17 protein-coding genes are annotated in these 15,245 nt (G+C 65.8%); 4 read left to right on the top strand and 13 right to left on the bottom strand.

All coding sequences use genetic code 11. The features are described 5' to 3' along the window. The first annotated feature begins 52 nt into the window (after positions 1-52). Positions 53-1,495 (top strand): homospermidine synthase, encoded by a 1,443-nt coding sequence (locus tag DCM80_RS15775; RefSeq protein ID WP_257197843.1) that lies wholly within the window; start codon positions 53-55, stop codon positions 1,493-1,495. 211 nt (positions 1,496-1,706) lie between these two features. Here the strand turns inward: DCM80_RS15775 and DCM80_RS15770 are convergent, their stop codons facing one another. From DCM80_RS15770 to DCM80_RS15715, 12 genes are all read right to left on the bottom strand, one after another. After that, positions 1,707-2,885, bottom strand: coding sequence for a cytochrome P450 (locus DCM80_RS15770; RefSeq protein WP_257197842.1), 1,179 nt, complete (start codon positions 2,883-2,885; stop codon positions 1,707-1,709). Positions 2,886-3,011: 126 nt separating this feature from the next. Continuing rightward, positions 3,012-3,341: a hypothetical protein gene (locus tag DCM80_RS15765; protein ID WP_257197841.1), complete on the bottom strand. Its 330-nt coding sequence runs from the start codon at positions 3,339-3,341 to the stop codon at positions 3,012-3,014. 101 nt (positions 3,342-3,442) lie between these two features. Beyond that, a complete protein-coding gene (locus DCM80_RS15760) occupies positions 3,443-4,159 on the bottom strand; it encodes an MgtC/SapB family protein (protein WP_257197840.1) in 717 nt (238 codons plus the stop codon). A 145-nt stretch (positions 4,160-4,304) separates the two neighbouring features. Next, positions 4,305-5,324 (bottom strand): WD40 repeat domain-containing protein, encoded by a 1,020-nt coding sequence (locus DCM80_RS15755; protein WP_257197956.1) that lies wholly within the window; start codon positions 5,322-5,324, stop codon positions 4,305-4,307. Beyond that, on the bottom strand, positions 5,324-6,382 hold the full coding sequence (locus DCM80_RS15750; RefSeq protein WP_257197838.1) for a GTP-binding protein: 1,059 nt from the start codon (positions 6,380-6,382) through the stop codon (positions 5,324-5,326). The genes DCM80_RS15755 and DCM80_RS15750 overlap by 1 nt, the downstream gene beginning before the upstream one ends. 53 nt (positions 6,383-6,435) lie before the next feature. Then, positions 6,436-7,299: a metal ABC transporter solute-binding protein, Zn/Mn family gene (locus tag DCM80_RS15745; protein ID WP_257197837.1), complete on the bottom strand. Its 864-nt coding sequence runs from the start codon at positions 7,297-7,299 to the stop codon at positions 6,436-6,438. 2 nt (positions 7,300-7,301) lie between these two features. Then, positions 7,302-8,171 (bottom strand): metal ABC transporter permease, encoded by an 870-nt coding sequence (locus DCM80_RS15740; RefSeq protein WP_257197835.1) that lies wholly within the window; start codon positions 8,169-8,171, stop codon positions 7,302-7,304. Positions 8,172-8,177: 6 nt separating this feature from the next. Continuing rightward, positions 8,178-8,933, bottom strand: coding sequence for a metal ABC transporter ATP-binding protein (locus tag DCM80_RS15735; RefSeq protein ID WP_257197834.1), 756 nt, complete (start codon positions 8,931-8,933; stop codon positions 8,178-8,180). Positions 8,934-8,935: 2 nt separating this feature from the next. Beyond that, the gene (locus tag DCM80_RS15730; protein WP_257197833.1) at positions 8,936-9,178 is read right to left on the bottom strand and encodes a hypothetical protein; all 243 of its coding nucleotides are present in this window, start codon (positions 9,176-9,178) and stop codon (positions 8,936-8,938) included. A 61-nt stretch (positions 9,179-9,239) separates the two neighbouring features. Next, positions 9,240-9,740 carry a hypothetical protein gene (locus tag DCM80_RS15725; RefSeq protein WP_257197832.1) on the bottom strand — a complete coding sequence of 167 codons (501 nt, stop codon included), beginning with the start codon at positions 9,738-9,740 and terminating at the stop codon, positions 9,240-9,242. Next, the gene (locus tag DCM80_RS15720) at positions 9,737-10,348 is read right to left on the bottom strand and encodes a permease (RefSeq protein ID WP_028134202.1); all 612 of its coding nucleotides are present in this window, start codon (positions 10,346-10,348) and stop codon (positions 9,737-9,739) included. Before DCM80_RS15720 ends, DCM80_RS15725 begins: the two co-directional genes overlap by 4 nt. A gap of 194 nt (positions 10,349-10,542) precedes the next feature. Continuing rightward, positions 10,543-11,139: a superoxide dismutase gene (locus DCM80_RS15715; RefSeq protein ID WP_257197831.1), complete on the bottom strand. Its 597-nt coding sequence runs from the start codon at positions 11,137-11,139 to the stop codon at positions 10,543-10,545. 243 nt (positions 11,140-11,382) lie between these two features. On the opposite strand from DCM80_RS15715, the gene DCM80_RS15710 reads away from it, so the two are divergent. Next, positions 11,383-11,910: a GNAT family N-acetyltransferase gene (locus DCM80_RS15710; RefSeq protein WP_257197830.1), complete on the top strand. Its 528-nt coding sequence runs from the start codon at positions 11,383-11,385 to the stop codon at positions 11,908-11,910. A gap of 82 nt (positions 11,911-11,992) precedes the next feature. Then, positions 11,993-13,378, top strand: a complete 1,386-nt coding sequence (locus DCM80_RS15705; protein WP_257197828.1) for an MATE family efflux transporter — start codon at positions 11,993-11,995, stop codon at positions 13,376-13,378. A gap of 85 nt (positions 13,379-13,463) precedes the next feature. Here the strand turns inward: DCM80_RS15705 and DCM80_RS15700 are convergent, their stop codons facing one another. Further along, positions 13,464-14,609 carry a DUF3095 domain-containing protein gene (locus tag DCM80_RS15700; protein ID WP_257197826.1) on the bottom strand — a complete coding sequence of 382 codons (1,146 nt, stop codon included), beginning with the start codon at positions 14,607-14,609 and terminating at the stop codon, positions 13,464-13,466. Between the two features lie 227 nt (positions 14,610-14,836). Between DCM80_RS15700 and DCM80_RS15695 the strand changes: the two genes are divergently transcribed. Further along, entirely contained in the window at positions 14,837-15,235 is a 399-nt protein-coding gene (locus DCM80_RS15695; RefSeq protein ID WP_257197825.1) for a hypothetical protein, read from the top strand. Positions 15,236-15,245: the final 10 nt, after the last annotated feature.

Here is a 15,245-nt window from a genome sequence, read left to right as displayed (position 1 = left end):
GCGCCTGATCCACCCACCCTTGCCTGCCAGCACGTTCCGGAGAAACCGTCCCATGAGCCCTCCCTCGCAGATCTACGCGAAGATCACCGGTCCCATCGTCATGGTCGGCTTCGGCTCCATCGGCAAAGGCACCCTGCCGCTGATCGAGCGGCATCTCGATTACGACAAGTCGCGCGTCACCGTGATCGATCCCAAGGACGAGGGCCGCAAGGCGCATTGCGAGAAGCACAATGTCCGCTTCATCCAGAAGGCCGTGACCAAGGACAATTATCGCGAATTGCTGTCGCCGCTGCTCACCGAAGGCGGCGGCCAGGGGTTTTGCGTCAATCTCTCGGTCGACACCGGCTCCACCGACATCATGGAGCTCTGCAACGAGCTCGGCGCGCTCTACATCGATACCGTCAACGAGCCCTGGCTCGGCTTCTATTTCGATTCGTCGAAGGGGCCGGAGGCGCGCTCCAACTACGCCCTTCGCGAAGTGACGCTGGCGGCCAAGAAGGCGCGGCCCAAGGGCTCGACCACGGCCGTCTCCTGCTGCGGCGCCAATCCCGGCATGGTCTCGTTCTTCGTCAAGCAGGCGCTGCTCAATGTCGCCGCCGATCTGAAGCTCAATGCCCCCAAGCCGAAGACCAAGGCCGAATGGGCGGATCTGATGCGGCAAGCCGGCATCAAGGGTATCCACATTGCCGAGCGCGACACCCAGCGCTCCAAGAAGCCGAAGGAGCCCGACGTCTTCGTCAACACCTGGTCGGTGGAAGGCTTCCTATCGGAGGGCGTGCAGCCGTCGGAGCTCGGCTGGGGCACCCATGAGAAATGGATGCCGGAGAATGCGCGCACGCACGAAGCCGGCTGCGGCGCCGCCATCTACCTGATGCAGCCGGGCGCCAATACGCGCGTGCGCACCTGGTGCCCGACCCGCGGCGCGCAATACGGCTTCCTCGTCACCCACAACGAGTCGATCTCGATCGCCGATTACTTCACGGTGCGTGACGCATCAGGCACGGCGATCTACCGGCCGACCTGCCACTACGCCTATCATCCGGCCGACGACGCCGTGCTGTCGCTGCATGAGCTGTTCGGCCGCGCCGGCAAGATGCAGGAGAAGCACCACATCCTCGAAGAGGATGAGATCGTCGACGGCATCGACGAGCTCGGCGTGCTGCTGTTCGGCCACGACAAGAATGCCTATTGGTACGGCTCGCAGCTCTCCATCGAGGAGACCCGCGAGCTCGCGCCCTATCAGAACGCCACCGCCCTGCAAGTGACCTCCGCCGTGCTCGGCGGCATGGTGTGGGCGCTGGAGAATCCGAACGAGGGCATCGTCGAGGCCGACGAGATGGATTTCGACCGTCTCCTGGAGATCCAGCTGCCCTATCTCGGCCCGGTGAAGGGTTTCTACACCGACTGGACGCCGCTGACGGACCGGCCGGGACTGTTCCCGGAGGACATCGACAGCAGCGATCCCTGGCAGTTCAAGAACGTCCTGGTGCGGTGAGGCGAGCTCCCTCCACCCGTCATTCCGGGCGCGCCACTTGGCGCGAACCCGGAATCCATCGGGCGACAGAGCGTGCTGTTCAATGGATTCTTAGGTGCGCAATTGCGCACCGTAGCTCGCGCTCCGCGCACCCGGGGGTGACGGTGCGATTTTCTCGGCCGCCACCGCCCGCGCTTACGGGCTCGACGTCGAAGGCCTGCGTTCCGTCAGCCTACTGGAGGAGAACCGGCAGATTGAGCGGGCCGCGGAAACCGAAGCCATGCCAGCGGACGCTCGCCGGATCAGGCAGGGTCATACGGGGGAAGCGGTCGAACAGCATCGGCAGAAGGATAGCGCCAACCGTCCGCCGCGAAAGGTGCGCGCCGGCGCAGTGATGCGGGCCGTTGCCGAAGGCTTGATGAGGATTGGGTTCGCGCAGCGCGTCGTAGCGCTCGCCATCCTCGAAGACCTCCTCGTCCCGGTTGGCTGAGGCCTGTATCGTCATCACCGTGTCGCCCTTCGGGATGAAGCAGCCGCGAATCTCGGTGTCTTCCATGACGAGCCGCGAACTCGCCTGGATCGGCGCCACCCATCGTACGCCTTCCTCGAAGGCGGATCGCCATTTGCCTCCTTCTCGGACGGCTTCAAGCTGGTCCGGGTTAGTCAGCAAGCCGTAGATGATCGTCAGCAGAGCGTCACGCGGCTCGTTGATGCCGCCCCCGATCGCGATCTTGACGTTGGCAATCATCTGACTCTCGGCAATCGGGTTTGCTGCGTTCACCATGAAGGACAGCGCGGAGGAATCCTGTTCGGTGCGAACGCGTTCGAAATTACCACGGATACATAGATCCATCTCCGCATTCGCAAGGTCGGTTGCTTCGAAGGGTCCTGGCGTCCAGCCAAAATTGCCGGCGCCGTCGATCAGGGTCTGGGACCATCGTTGCATGTCCTCGTCGCTCGCGTCCGGAACGCCCATGGCATGAGCCAGAATCCGCGCTGCGATGGGGCCGGCGAGCGTGGGGAAGAGGTCAACGACCTCGCCGCGAGGCAACCGGTCGAGATACGCAGCGGCCAGTTTCGCATAGAGGGGTGCCCAGACGGCCTCGATCGTCTTCGGCATCAGAGCCGGCATCATCGCCATCCGCTCGCTGCGGTGCTCGTCGTGGTCCTTGCGCATCAGCGTATGGGCCAGGAAGGCGCGCTTCATCGGCGTGTTCGGATCGTCGGAGCTGAACAGCGCCGCGTTGTCCTTCACATATTTGGTGTCGGCAGCCTTGGTGAGGAAAGTCCGGCCCACGGATTTCACTCGCAGCACGGGCGCCTCGCGTCGCAGCCGCCGGTAGATCGGATAAGGATCGCGCGTAAGCTGCGCGATCGAAATCGTCTCATCGAGGGGCGCCAGGGTCGGCATGGAGTGATCCTGTGGGGTGCAGGTCAGTTTCCGCTCCGGATCATACCGGCGCGAGTGAAGCAGAACACGGCTCACCACCACGCCGGCGCAGGATTGCGATCGCAGCAGAGGAGCTGCGGTTGCGCCCTACTTCTCCTTGATCGGCGGCGCGATCTTCTCGGGCGGTGCCGGCGGCAATGCCGGCTTGGCCGCGCCTTGCGTCTGGGCATCCGGCCGCGCGGGCTCGGGCGCCGGCGTGGTCGGCCGGTCGCCGCCGGGCTTGGCTTCCGCTGGCACCTTGCTCTGCTCGTCGGACGGAGTTCCCTGAAGCGGCTGCGTCGCCTGCGCCATCTGCATCCGGTTCTCGGCGTGGATTTGGGCGAGCGACATCACCGCCACCACGAGTCCCGCCGCGAACAGCGAGACAGCGATTGTCAGGTCGAGCTTCAGGCTGCGCTTGTCATGTTGGCCGGGCATATCGATCACCGCCTTTATCCACGGGATCAACGAAATCGCCCGACCAGGGTTCCATCCCCGGCAAGACCGGAACGGCCCGTCTGCGCGCCAAAACGACGCGCTTACTCGGTCGTGCTGGCTTCCCAGGTGGCATGGCGCACGCCCGGCAGATGCTGCAGATCGGTCGCCACGGCGTTCAGCTCGTTCGGGTCGATAGCGCTCGCGACCAGCTTGGCGACAATCTCCAGCATGTCCTCGCCGATCTCGACGACCTCGAGACTCGCCACGGGATATTTCGCGCCCTCGAGCTTTTCGACGAGGCGGTCGCGCATATCAGGCAAGGCATCGGCCGCGACCGCAAGCTTGAAATAATAGCTCGCCTCCAGCGCCTTCTCGTTCAGCGGGATGCGGTTGATGGCGTTGACCAGCGGACGCAGCATGGTGTTGCCGGCAATGACGAAGACCGTCAGCGCGGCCGCCTGCGCGATCATGTCGGCACCGGCGCAGGACCCGACCGCGGCCGAGGCCCACAGCGTCGCCGCGGTGTTGAGCCCGCGCACGTCCATGCCCTGCTTCATGATGACGCCGGCGCCCAGGAAGCCGATGCCCGAGACGACATAGGCGATCACCCGCACCGCGCCCTCTGCATTGTCGAGCTGCATGGCGAGATCGACGAAGGCGGCAGCCCCGACCGCGACCAGCACATTGGTGCGCAGGCCCGCGGTGCGCTGGCGGTATTGCCGCTCGGCGCCGATCAGCGTGCCCAGCACGAAGGCGGTGGTCAGGCTGACCAGCGTGTCGGCGAAATCGGCAATCTGGAAGGTGGTGAGAAAGCGCATGGATCTGAGCTGCTGTAGAGTGGGCAAAGCATCCGCCGCAGCTCGAAGAGCGAAGGTGGAAGCGTGCCCACCGTCCCTATCGGGGGAGATCGTGGGCACGGCGCAAGTGCGCCTTTGCCTACCCTACGACCTGGAGGATGACAGATTAAAGCTCGAGCAGGCCGCCGTCCCCATTTTCGTCGGCAAACGCCAGCAGCGTGCCCTTGGCGTTCCAGCCGATGGCGGCGACGGGCGGCGTGCCGTTGCGGCGGACCAGGATCTCGGCACCGTCCTCGAGGCGCACCATCAGCACGGTGCCGTCGCTATAGCCGGCGGCGAGGATGTCGTTCCTGGGATGACAGGCGACGACCGAGACGCGCGCCTGCAGCGGCGCCAGCATCGCGGGCTCCTTGCCCATCGGACCGTCCTTGCTGCCGAACGGCCAGATGATGACGGTGTCGGCGCCCGAGGTGGCGAGGCCCTTGCCGCCCGCGCTCCAGGACATCGAGCGGACGCGGCCGGGATAACCGGACATGCGCATGTGCCTGTTGTCGGCGAGCCGCCAGCCGTGCAGTGCCGGCTCGTGCATCGCAGTCACCAGAAACTTGTTGTCGGGGCTGAAGGTGACGGCGTGATGCGAGCCGGCCCAGGGCAGGAATTCGGCCGATCCTTCCATGTTGGGAAACCACAGCGTCACGCCGTTGTAATGCGCGATCGCGAGCCGCAGCCCCTTCGGCGCGAAGGCGAGGCCGCCGACGGTCGAGGGCACGTCGAGCGATTTCTCCTCGGCCTTGCCGCTCTTGACGGTCGCGGTCTTGCCGGCGGACCAGGCGAAGGCGCCGTCGGCGTGCAGCGCCACCGCGTCGATCCAGCGCCGCTTCGGGTCGGTGGCGAGCAGCGTCACCTCGCCCTTGGCGTCGAGCGAGACGACCTTGCCGTCGTCGCCGCCCATGACGAGGCGCTTGCCGTCGAAGGCGGTGGAGAGAATGCCGCCGCTGTGCACGGCGACCTTGGCGATCTCGCCCTTGGCGTCGACCAAGGCGACATTCTCCTCGCCGCCGACGAAGGCGGCACGATCCCCGAGGAAATGCGCCGAGGTCACGGCCATGCCGAGCGCAACGGGCTTGACGCGGTCGGTGACGGAGACGATCGAGGCGGAATCGGGCGGCGGCGTGAACTCTTTCATCACGAGACGATGCAGCTCTCGAAACCCTTGCGAATGGCCTCTTCCGGCAATTCGCGGCCGATGAAGACGAGGCGGCTCTCGCGCGGCTCGCCTTCCTTCCACTTCCGCTGGTGGTTGCCCTCCAGCATCATGTGGACGCCCTGGAAGACGTAGCGGTCGTCGTCGTCGTGGAAGGCGAGGATGCCCTTGGAGCGCAGAATCTTGCCGCCCTCGACCTGCACCAGGTTCTGCAGCCAGGGCATGAACACGTTTGGATCGAGCGGCTTGTCGGTCTTGAGCGACAGCGACAGCATGTCCTCGTCGTGGTAGTGCTTCAGGCCGTGACTATGACCTTGGCCGTGATCATGATGATGATCGTGGCCATGATGGTGGTGATGATCATGGTCGTGGTCATGATCGTCGGCCTCCAGGAAGTCCGGCTCGATGTCGAGGATGCGGTCGAGATCGAACGCGCCGCGGTCGAGCACGTCGGCCAGCGCCACCGAGCAGCGCTCGGTGCGATGCAGCTTCGCATAGGGGTTGATGGCGCGGATGCGGGCCTCGACCTCGGCAAGCTCGCCCTTGCCGACGAGGTCGGTCTTGTTGAGGACGATGACGTCGGCGAAGGCGATCTGGTTCTTGGCCTCGGGCGCGTCCTTGAGCCGGTCGGACAGCCATTTGGCGTCGGCGACGGTCACCACCGCATCGAGACGCGCGTTCTTCTGCACGTCCTCGTCGACGAAGAAGGTCTGGGCGACGGGCGCGGGGTCGGCAAGGCCGGTGGTCTCGACGATGATGGCGTCGAACTTGCCCTTGCGCTTCATCAGGCCGTCCATGATGCGAACGAGGTCGCCGCGCACGGTGCAGCAGATGCAGCCGTTGTTCATCTCGAACACTTCCTCATCGGCGCCGATGATGAGGTCGTTGTCGATGCCGATCTCGCCGAATTCGTTGACGATGACGGCGTATTTCTTACCGTGGTTTTCCGACAGGATGCGGTTCAGCAGCGTGGTCTTGCCGGCACCGAGATAGCCGGTCAGGACGGTCACGGGAATTTTTTGGGAGGTCGCTTCAGACATAACAACTCCGGCTTCGGGCTTTTCGCGCGACGCGAGGCGGGGTGGCCCCTGCCCTAATGGTCAAGCGCGCTGGTCAGGGCCTTTATATTGTGCCTGACCATGTCAATGTAAGTGGGTGCAGGCCCCTTTTCGCCGGTCAAGCCGTCCGAAATCAGGGTCCCGCCGACCTTTGCCCCGGTCTCTGCCGCGATCCGCCGGATCAGCCGGTCATCGCTGATATTCTCCAGAAAAACGGCCGGGATTTTCTGCGCCTTGATCTGCCCGATGATGGTCGCGATGTCCCGGGCGCTGGGCTCGGTTTCGGTGGAGACGCCCAAGGGGGCGACGAACCGGATACCGTACTCGGCGGCGAAATAGCCGAAGGCATCATGGGTGGAGATCACCTTGCGCCGCGTGGTTGGGATTTTGGCCACGGCCTCGCGGACCTCGCGGTCCAGCGTTTCGAGCTTTTCCAGATAGGCCTTGGCCTGGGCGCGAAAGAAGTCGGCCTCCTCAGGAGCGGCGGCGGCCAGCGCGTTGGCGATATCAGCCACGTAGACCTTGGCGTTGGGGATTGATTGCCAGGCGTGCGGATCGGCCGCCGAGCCGAGCTTGAGCGGGGCGATCCCGGCGCTGGCGGTGACGACCTGCGCCTTGCTGCCGGACGACTGCACGAGACGCGGCAGCCAGCCCTCCAGCCCAAGCCCGTTGACGATGACGAGCTTCGCCTCCGCGACCCGCTTCGCATCGGCGGGCGGCGGCGCGTAGACGTGGACGTCGCCGTCGGCGCCGACCAGTGTGGTCAAATTGACCCTGTCACCGCCGACGTTACGGACGAAATCGGCGAGGATCGAGAAGCTCGCGACGACGTTCAGCCGCTCCGCGGCCTGAACTGGCGAGGCGATCAACAACAGCGCACAGAACAGGATGAACCGCATCGTCATGCTTCCAGATGCCGGCCGGGAAACAATTGCCGGACCACGCCGCCGACGCGGCCGAACAGAACCGAGATCACGTAGATCACCGTCGCCACGAGAATGATCGCGGGGCCCGAGGGCACCCGGGTCTGGAACGACAGCACGAGGCCGGCATAGCCGGAGAGCGCGGCAGCGACGACGGCGATGCAGATCATCGCGGTGAGATCGCGCGACCAGAACCGGGCGATACCCGCCGGCAGGATCATCAGGCCGACCGCAAGCAGCGTGCCGAGCGCCTGGAAACCGTTGACGAGGTTGATCACGACCAGCGCCAAAAAGGCGAGATGCGCAGGTCCCCCGGCGCGGCTGACCGTACGCAGGAACAAGGGATCGACGCTCTCGATCACCAGCGGGCGGTAGATCACGGCGAGCACGAGCAGCGTCACCGTGGCGTTGAAGGCAACCACCAGCAGCGTCTGGTCGTCCATCGCGAGGATGTTGCCGAACAGCACGTGCAGCAGATCGATATTGGTGCCCTTGATCGAGACGATGGTGACGCCGAGCGCCAGCGAGGCCAGATAGAAGGTGGCGAGCGAGGCGTCCTCCTTCAGCCCGGTCGAGCGCGCGACCAAGCCGGCGAGGATCGCGACCGCAAAGCCTGCGAGCAGGCCGCCGGCCGTCATCGCGAACAGATTGAGACCGGAGAGCAGGAAGCCGATTGCGGCGCCCGGCAGGATCGCATGGGCCATGGCGTCGCCGACGAGGCTCATCCGCCGCAGCATCAGGAATACGCCGATCGGCGCGCCGGCCAGCGCCAGCGCGATCACGGCGGCGAGCGCGCGCCGCATGAACTCGAATTCGGTGAACGGGCCGATCAGCGCGTCATAGAGCATCTGATATCAGGCCGCCCGCGAGCCGATATCACCGGCAGCGCAGGCCGCGGCGCTGTCGTCGAAGGCCTCGCACATCCGCATCGCGACCAGCAGGTTTTCCGGCGTCAGCACCTCGGCCGTCGGTCCCCACGCCACCGGGCCACGCGCCAGCACCAGCGTCTCGCTGAAATGGTTGCGCACCATCTCCATGTCGTGCAGCGCGGCGAGCACGGTGCGGCCCTCATGGTGCCATTGCTTGACCAGCGCGAGCAGGTCGGCCGTGGTCTTGGCATCGATGGCGTTGAAAGGCTCGTCCAGCACGATCAGGCTGGCGTCCTGGAGCAGCACGCGCGCGAACAGCACGCGCTGCATCTGGCCGCCGGAGAGCGTGCCGATCGGGCGATTCTCGAAGCCGTTGAGGCCCACGGACGCGATCGCGCGCAGAATCTTTCCGCGCGCGGCCTTGCCGATGCCGCCGAACAGGCCGGCATCGCGCCACAATCCGGTGCCGACGAAGTCGAACACCGAGATCGGGAAGCTGCGGTCGATCTCCGCGCTCTGTGGCAGATAGGCGATGTCCCTGGCGTCGAGCCCGCCGAGATGGATGCTGCCGTCGAGCGGCTTGAGGATGCCGACGATGCCACGCAGCAGGGTCGACTTGCCCGCGCCATTCGGGCCGATCACGGCGACCAGCGCACCTCGCGCGACCTCCCCGTTGAGATGGTGCACGGCCGGATGCCGATCATAGCCCAGCGTGACGTTATGGAAATGCAGCGCCGCCATCGTCACCTCATCGCCAGCAGGACCGCGCCCCAGAGCACGGCACAGACGGCAAGCGCGGCCGCGAGGCGTGCGGCCATGGTCATGCGCAGGATCGACCAGGGCGCCTCCTGGGCGGGATGCGGCGAGGCCGCATCGTGGACATGGGCGTGGGTGTGATCGTGCCCATGCCCGTGCGCATGGGAATGGCCATGAGGGTGGCCATGGGCATGGTCGTGATGATGAGCGTGAGACGCAGCGGGAACCATGCGCAGATGTTATAATATAACATTACGCCTGTCCACGGCCGGGCTGGCATTCCGGAGCGGCTCAGGGCTTGCCAATCACCATCGCGATGGCGGCAGCCACGAAGGGGAACGGCACCGACACCGCGCAGCGGAACCAGACGAAACGGGCCGGCATGAACGGGATTTCCCACAAGATCACCCGCTGGAAGGCAAACAGGGCCCAGGCCACGACATAGGCGACCACCTGGGGCATCCCGCCGCCCGACTTCAGCGCCACGGTGCCGATGGAGAAGCCGACCACGGGGCCGCCCGGCGTCGCCGCGCCGGCGAGGACGGCGGTCGCAACGCCGAGCCAGCCGCTGTCCGGCCCGAGCCAGCCGGTGATGACCTCCTGCGGGATGATGGCAGCGATGTAGCCGGAGCCGATCACCCCTAGCGCGATCCGCGGCACGATGTTGATGAAGTCCATCGAGCCTTCGCGCAGCGAGGCTTTGAACACCGGGGGGCCGCGGCGAAAGGCGATCAGCCCGACGCCGAGCACCGAGCCCCACAGCAGGATGTCGATCAGGAGCGCGGCGCTCATGCCGCGTCCTCGTCGCTGGCGCGCTTCGGATAGAGCCGGACATAGACGAAGCGCCCGAGCGCGCCGGCGAGCACCGGCAACGGCAGCGAGATCACAATCCGCCACAATGTGAAGTCGGTACCCATGATCGGGATTTCCCAGGCCACCGCCCGGCCGTAGCCGATCAAGGTCCAGCTCACGACCATGGCGATGGTGGCGCCGAAATCGGCGCCGACCGCGAGCAACGCGCTCGCCACGGGATAGGCGGTGAACGGCCCGCCCGGGAGGATCGCGCCGAAGGCGGTGCCGATCAGAAGCCCCATCAGGCCGGATTTCGGCCCTAGCGAGCGCGAGACTTTTTCGTGCGGCAGGATCTCGGAGATGAAGGCCCCGAGCAGGCAGCCGGCGAGCACGCGCGGCAGGATGCCCGAGAACAGCGAGAGATCGTGGGTCAGGATGTCGAGAACGCCGTCGGTGCCGTCACGCCGCCAGACCAGCGCTGCGCTGACCGCGACCAGAACGGCGATGATGATGGTCGACCAGCCGATCGGCTTGCGCACCCGCCCGGGCCGCGGCTCGGACTCCGCATCCTCGACCGGCGCTGGGGTTTTTGGGGAAGGTTCTGACAACGGGCTTGTTGGCTCGAGGGCGATGCCCGTCCTGATTAAGGGCGGTGCCCGGGCGATGCAAACGGTACGATGACAGACCCATGCGCGCACTGCGCAGGGCAATTCCGCACAGCAAAAAGGCGGCCGCATAAGCGACCGCCTTCGATCTCGTCGTTCCGGGGCGGCGCGTCAGCGCCGAGCCCGGAATGACATCGTCACGCCTTCTCGAACAGGGACTCCACGTATTCCCAGTTCACGAGGTTCTCGACGAACGCCTTGAGATAATCGGGGCGGCGGTTGCGATAGTCGATGTAGTAGGAATGCTCCCAGACGTCGCAGCCGAGGATCGGGATGGCGCCGTGCACCAGCGGATTCTCGCCGTTCGGGGTCTTGGAGATCTCGAGCTTGCCGTTCTTGACCTGGAGCCAGCACCAGCCGGAGCCGAACTGGCCGACGCCGGCCGCCTGGAAGTCGGTCTTGAACTTCTCGAAGCCGCCGAGGTCCTCGTTGATCTTCTTCTCGAGCTTGCCCGGCAGCTTGGTGCCGCCGCCATTGGGTTTCATCCAGCTCCAGAAGTGGATGTGGTTGTAGTGCTGGCCGGCGTTGTTGAACACCGCGGGGTTCTTGCCGAACGAGCCCTTGACGATTTCCTCAAGGGACTTGCCTTCCCATTCGGTCCCCTTGAGCGCGTTGTTGCCGTTGGTGACGTAGGCCTGATGATGCTTGTCGTGGTGGAATTCCAGCGTCTCCTTCGACATGTACTGGCCGAGGGCGTCATAGGCGTAAGGGAGTGGGGGCAGCGTAAAGGTCATGGCTTCTTGTCCGCAACTGGGTGGAGAACGGGTTCTAACGGTCACCCCTTATAGAAGGTTCCGCAGCCGTTAAACACCGCCAATTTGCGAAAGCGCGTGATGCCGCAGCTTGGCCGGATTGCATAAAATCGACGCAAGCGCAGATATCACAGGCGGGATGGGGCGATGCAAAAATATCATTGCCTTTGAAGCTCTTATGACAGAACGAATGCGCCACGAAGCGGGGCTTCGAAGGACCAAGCCATGAGCATTGAGATCGACATTCTGAACGGCGACGCCTCGTGGCCGATTGCGGAGCCATTGCATCAGGCGGTCTGGGGACCACATGCGATCGCGGATAAGCCCTGGGCTCGGATCAAATGGGCCAATGCCGATCTGCGCGTCCTGATCGAGACCCCCGAGGACGGTCTGGTCTGCCATGTCGGCATCTACTTCCGCACCGTCACCTGGAATGGGCAGAAGGTCCATATTGGCGGCATCGGCGGGGTCTGCACCCGCGAGGACCGGCGCGGCCGCGGCTATGCGACGGTGGCGATCGACGCGGCGGTCCACACCATGCGCGCCAACGAGGCCGTTCGCTTCGCGCTGCTGTTCTGCGAGCCCCACAATGTCTCGTTCTACGAGACCCGGAGCTGGCTGCCCTTCAAGGGTGAGGTCTATTGCGAACAGCCGGAAGGGCGGATCCGCTTCACCCACATGGCGCCCTACGTCTTCAACATCGTCCGCGCCCCGACGCTCGGCACCATCGACCTATGCGGCCTGCCCTGGTGAGCTCTGCGTGAGCGAGGGCTGGGCCGCCTGCTCCCGGCCCTATAATATGTCGATCATCATTTAAAATGTCCGCCCGGTGAACATGACGATCGACGCCCCCGTAGACGCCGTCCCGCCGCGGGGACCGGTCGCCTCCTCCATTACGAGCCTGCTGACGGCGCCGATCCTGCCGACGCTCCTCCGCCTCGCGGTGCCCAACATGATCGCGATGGTCGGCAGCACGCTGGTCGCGATCGCCGAGACCTCCTATATCGGCCGGCTCGGCACCATCCCGCTCGCCGCGATCGCCCTGGTGTTTCCGTTCGCGATGCTGACGCAGATGATGAGCGCGGGCGCGATGGGCGGCGGGGTCTCGTCCGCGATCAGCCGCGCCCTCGGCGCCGGGGATCGTGACCGCGCCGCCACGCTGGCGCTGCATGCGGCCATCATCGGCCTCTGCGGCGGGCTGTTCTTCACGGTGATGATGCTCGGCTTCGGCCGCTGGTTCTTCACCCTGCTCGGCGGCCGGGACCGCGTCCTGGAGGAGGCCTGTGGCTATTCGCAGGTGCTGTTCTCCGGCGCGGTCGCGATCTGGCTCGTCAACACGCTGGCCTCGGTGATCCGAGGCACCGGCGACATGCGCCTGCCCTCGATGACGCTGATCGGGGCGAGCGTGCTCCAGGTCGTGCTCGGCGGCACGCTGGGTCTCGGCCTGTTCGGCGTGACGCAATTCGGCATGCCGGGTGTCGCCAGCGGCCAGCTGATCGCGTTCAGCTGCGCGGCGGTCTTCCTGCTCTGGTATCTGTGGTCCGGGCGCAGCCGGCTGCAGCTCGACTTCCGCGCCTTCCGTTTCGAGCGCGCGATGTTCCTGGACATTCTCAAGGTCGGCGCGGTGGCCTGCCTGTCGCCGCTCCAGACCGTGCTCACGATCCTGATCTTCACGAAGATCCTGGCGACCTTCGGCACCGAGGTGCTGGCCGGTTACGGCATCGGCTCGCGGCTGGAATTCCTGCTGATCCCGATCACCTTCGCCTTCGGCATCGCCTCGGTGCCGATGGTCGGGCTGGCGATAGGCGCCGGACATTTGAAGCGGGCCCGGCATGTCGCCTGGACCGCGGCGGCGGCCTCCGGACTCACGGTCGGCCTGATCGGGCTCGTCGTCGCGCTCGATCCCGCGCTCTGGGTCGCACTCTTTACGCAAGACCCCGGCGTCACTGCCGCGGCGCACAGCTATTTCCACTGGGCCGGTCCGGCCTTCGTGTTCTTCGGCATGGGCGTGTCGCTCTACTTCTCGTCACAAGGCGCGGCCCGCGTCGGCGGACCGGTGCTCGCTTCCACCGCGCGACTTCTGATCGTCGCGATCGGCGGCATCGGCCTCATGATTGCGCAGGCGCCGGCCTGGACCTTGTTCGCGCTGGTCGGCGGCGCCATGGTGGTGTTCGGCCTGTCGACTGCGGCCTCGGTCGCGCTTGTGCGCTGGGGCAAATGAGCGCAGCAAAAGCGCAGGAATGTGATTGCAGCCGCTCGGCACAGCGTCACTGCGGGCCGCAGCGGGCCCGGGACACGGGAATCGGCTACGCCGTCATCGCCTTCAGCGCCGTCGCTGCCGAGGCATAGCCGCCCCGGGCGCCGTCGATGAAGTGGACGTGGTCGCTCCGCAGCGCCGATGGCGCGAAGCAGGTCATCATCGCAGCGTCCTGCTGATGCAGGCCGTAGCGCACGATGCCCTCGCGCGCGGCGGCAGCCAAACGATGACTCAGCGCGCGCTCGAGCTGCGGGGTGCAGTCGAGAATCATGCGCAGGCCGTCGTCATATTTCCTGAAGTCCGAGTTCTCGACGACCTGGCGCTTGTAGAGGCCGGGCACGAACCCGCCGACCTTGATGTCGAAGCGCATGATCAGATAGGCGAACAGCGTATAGGCCAGCACGCTGGCTCGGCGCGCCAGCAGCGGGCCGCCGCGCCTGGTGCGGGCTTCGTAGTCCAGCCCCTGCGGCGGCCATTTCAGCGGCGGTCCCTGCGGCGGTACCGGACGGGCGCCGTCCGGGCTGCGCTCGACGAGATGAATGACGTCCTCGATCACCTTGCGGAAGGCATGCGGATCGGCGCCGCGCGCCGGCATCACCAGCACCGAGAGGATCAGCCCGCGCGAGGCCGGCATCATCTCGAAGCGGCAGGACAGTCCGGACAGGTCGGGCTGCGTGCCCGGCGGCGCCTCGGCGACCGCGAACTCGCCGCGCTTCATCGCCGCGTCGGCAAAGGCGAGGCCGCCGCCGGAGAACATCGCATAGGACAGGTTCGCCGACGGACCGAAGCGCGCGACACGCACGTCGAGGCCCTGCGCGCGGATGGCGCTCACCGGCACCAGCGCGACCCGCATCCTCAGGTCGAGGTCCTCCCGCACCCAGGTGGCGGTCGCGGCGAGTGCCTCGCGCGCCGCATCGAGATCGCCGGGCGCAACTGCAAAGCTCGCGCCGTCGCCGCCGAACACGAAGGGGAATTCGCGTCCTTCCAAGGCGTTCGTCACCGCCGCGATCACCGCCGCGCCGGCCATGTTGACCGCCTTGTAGCGCTGCGCCGCGATCGCCTTGGTGGAATCGACGATATCGGCAACGCCGATGCTCCAATCGTCCGGAAGCGGCGCATAGAGCGCAGGGTCCATCAGGCTGGTGAAACCGCGGAAGACCGGAATGCCGCCATAGAAGGATTCGCCTGGGGTCATCGGGGATGCCGGATGGTTGGAATGCGCAACAAATACGTGGCAGGATCGATCCGGGTTCGCCGGCCGGCGGCCCGTTTCGATCATTTGGCTGAAATGGGCCGGAACAACAAGACGCCGGCCCGCTGGGCAATGCCGCGGGGGTCATTGATCGGCATCAAACGACCCGCCGGGGAGTGCGGCTATCCTCGTTCAGCTCCACGGCCTTGAGCTCTAAGACCTTGCATGGGATGATCGAGGTGTCCGACTTCGGCAATAGGGACTCCACCTCTCCGGTCCGCCGGCGCACCGGCGTCGACCCGATCAGCGCGGTCAAGATGCCCGAGAGATTGACGGAAGCCGTCGATGCCTGGGCTGAAGCCCACCGCCTGACCCGCTCGGATGCCATCTGCAAGCTGATCGAGCTGGGCCTGAAGATCGCGCCGCCGGTGATCCCACCGGAGCACCCGATCACGTCAGAGGCGATCAGGATCGAGGAGATCGCAGTCCACGAGATCGAAACGCTGCTCGATCCCGCGTTGCCGGAGGACGAGCGTGAGCGCCGCATCCGCCGCCTCACCGAAGGGCCGCCCGAATTTTCACATGAACGAATTGACCTGCCGAAGGTCTCGCCGAAGCACGGGACGTGACGGCTGGAGC

This window comes from Bradyrhizobium sp. WBOS08 (genome assembly GCF_024585125.1).
In the GTDB taxonomy this organism is placed as follows: domain Bacteria; phylum Pseudomonadota; class Alphaproteobacteria; order Rhizobiales; family Xanthobacteraceae; genus Bradyrhizobium; species Bradyrhizobium japonicum_B.
The sequence above is the reverse complement of the archived record's forward strand: the minus strand, read 5'-3'. Positions and strand labels throughout refer to the sequence as shown.

Coding starts and splice junctions, on each gene's coding strand:
- DCM80_RS15775 (WP_257197843.1), top strand. CDS start 53: ATGAGCCCTCCCTCGCAGATCTACGCGAAGATCACCGGTCCCATCGTC.
- DCM80_RS15770 (WP_257197842.1), bottom strand. CDS start 2,885: ATGCCGACCCTGGCGCCCCTCGATGAGACGATTTCGATCGCGCAGCTT.
- DCM80_RS15765 (WP_257197841.1), bottom strand. CDS start 3,341: ATGCCCGGCCAACATGACAAGCGCAGCCTGAAGCTCGACCTGACAATC.
- DCM80_RS15760 (WP_257197840.1), bottom strand. CDS start 4,159: ATGCGCTTTCTCACCACCTTCCAGATTGCCGATTTCGCCGACACGCTG.
- DCM80_RS15755 (WP_257197956.1), bottom strand. CDS start 5,324: ATGAAAGAGTTCACGCCGCCGCCCGATTCCGCCTCGATCGTCTCCGTC.
- DCM80_RS15750 (WP_257197838.1), bottom strand. CDS start 6,382: ATGTCTGAAGCGACCTCCCAAAAAATTCCCGTGACCGTCCTGACCGGC.
- DCM80_RS15745 (WP_257197837.1), bottom strand. CDS start 7,299: ATGCGGTTCATCCTGTTCTGTGCGCTGTTGTTGATCGCCTCGCCAGTT.
- DCM80_RS15740 (WP_257197835.1), bottom strand. CDS start 8,171: ATGCTCTATGACGCGCTGATCGGCCCGTTCACCGAATTCGAGTTCATG.
- DCM80_RS15735 (WP_257197834.1), bottom strand. CDS start 8,933: ATGGCGGCGCTGCATTTCCATAACGTCACGCTGGGCTATGATCGGCAT.
- DCM80_RS15730 (WP_257197833.1), bottom strand. CDS start 9,178: ATGGTTCCCGCTGCGTCTCACGCTCATCATCACGACCATGCCCATGGC.
- DCM80_RS15725 (WP_257197832.1), bottom strand. CDS start 9,740: ATGAGCGCCGCGCTCCTGATCGACATCCTGCTGTGGGGCTCGGTGCTC.
- DCM80_RS15715 (WP_257197831.1), bottom strand. CDS start 11,139: ATGACCTTTACGCTGCCCCCACTCCCTTACGCCTATGACGCCCTCGGC.
- DCM80_RS15710 (WP_257197830.1), top strand. CDS start 11,383: ATGAGCATTGAGATCGACATTCTGAACGGCGACGCCTCGTGGCCGATT.
- DCM80_RS15705 (WP_257197828.1), top strand. CDS start 11,993: ATGACGATCGACGCCCCCGTAGACGCCGTCCCGCCGCGGGGACCGGTC.
- DCM80_RS15700 (WP_257197826.1), bottom strand. CDS start 14,609: ATGACCCCAGGCGAATCCTTCTATGGCGGCATTCCGGTCTTCCGCGGT.
- DCM80_RS15695 (WP_257197825.1), top strand. CDS start 14,837: ATGATCGAGGTGTCCGACTTCGGCAATAGGGACTCCACCTCTCCGGTC.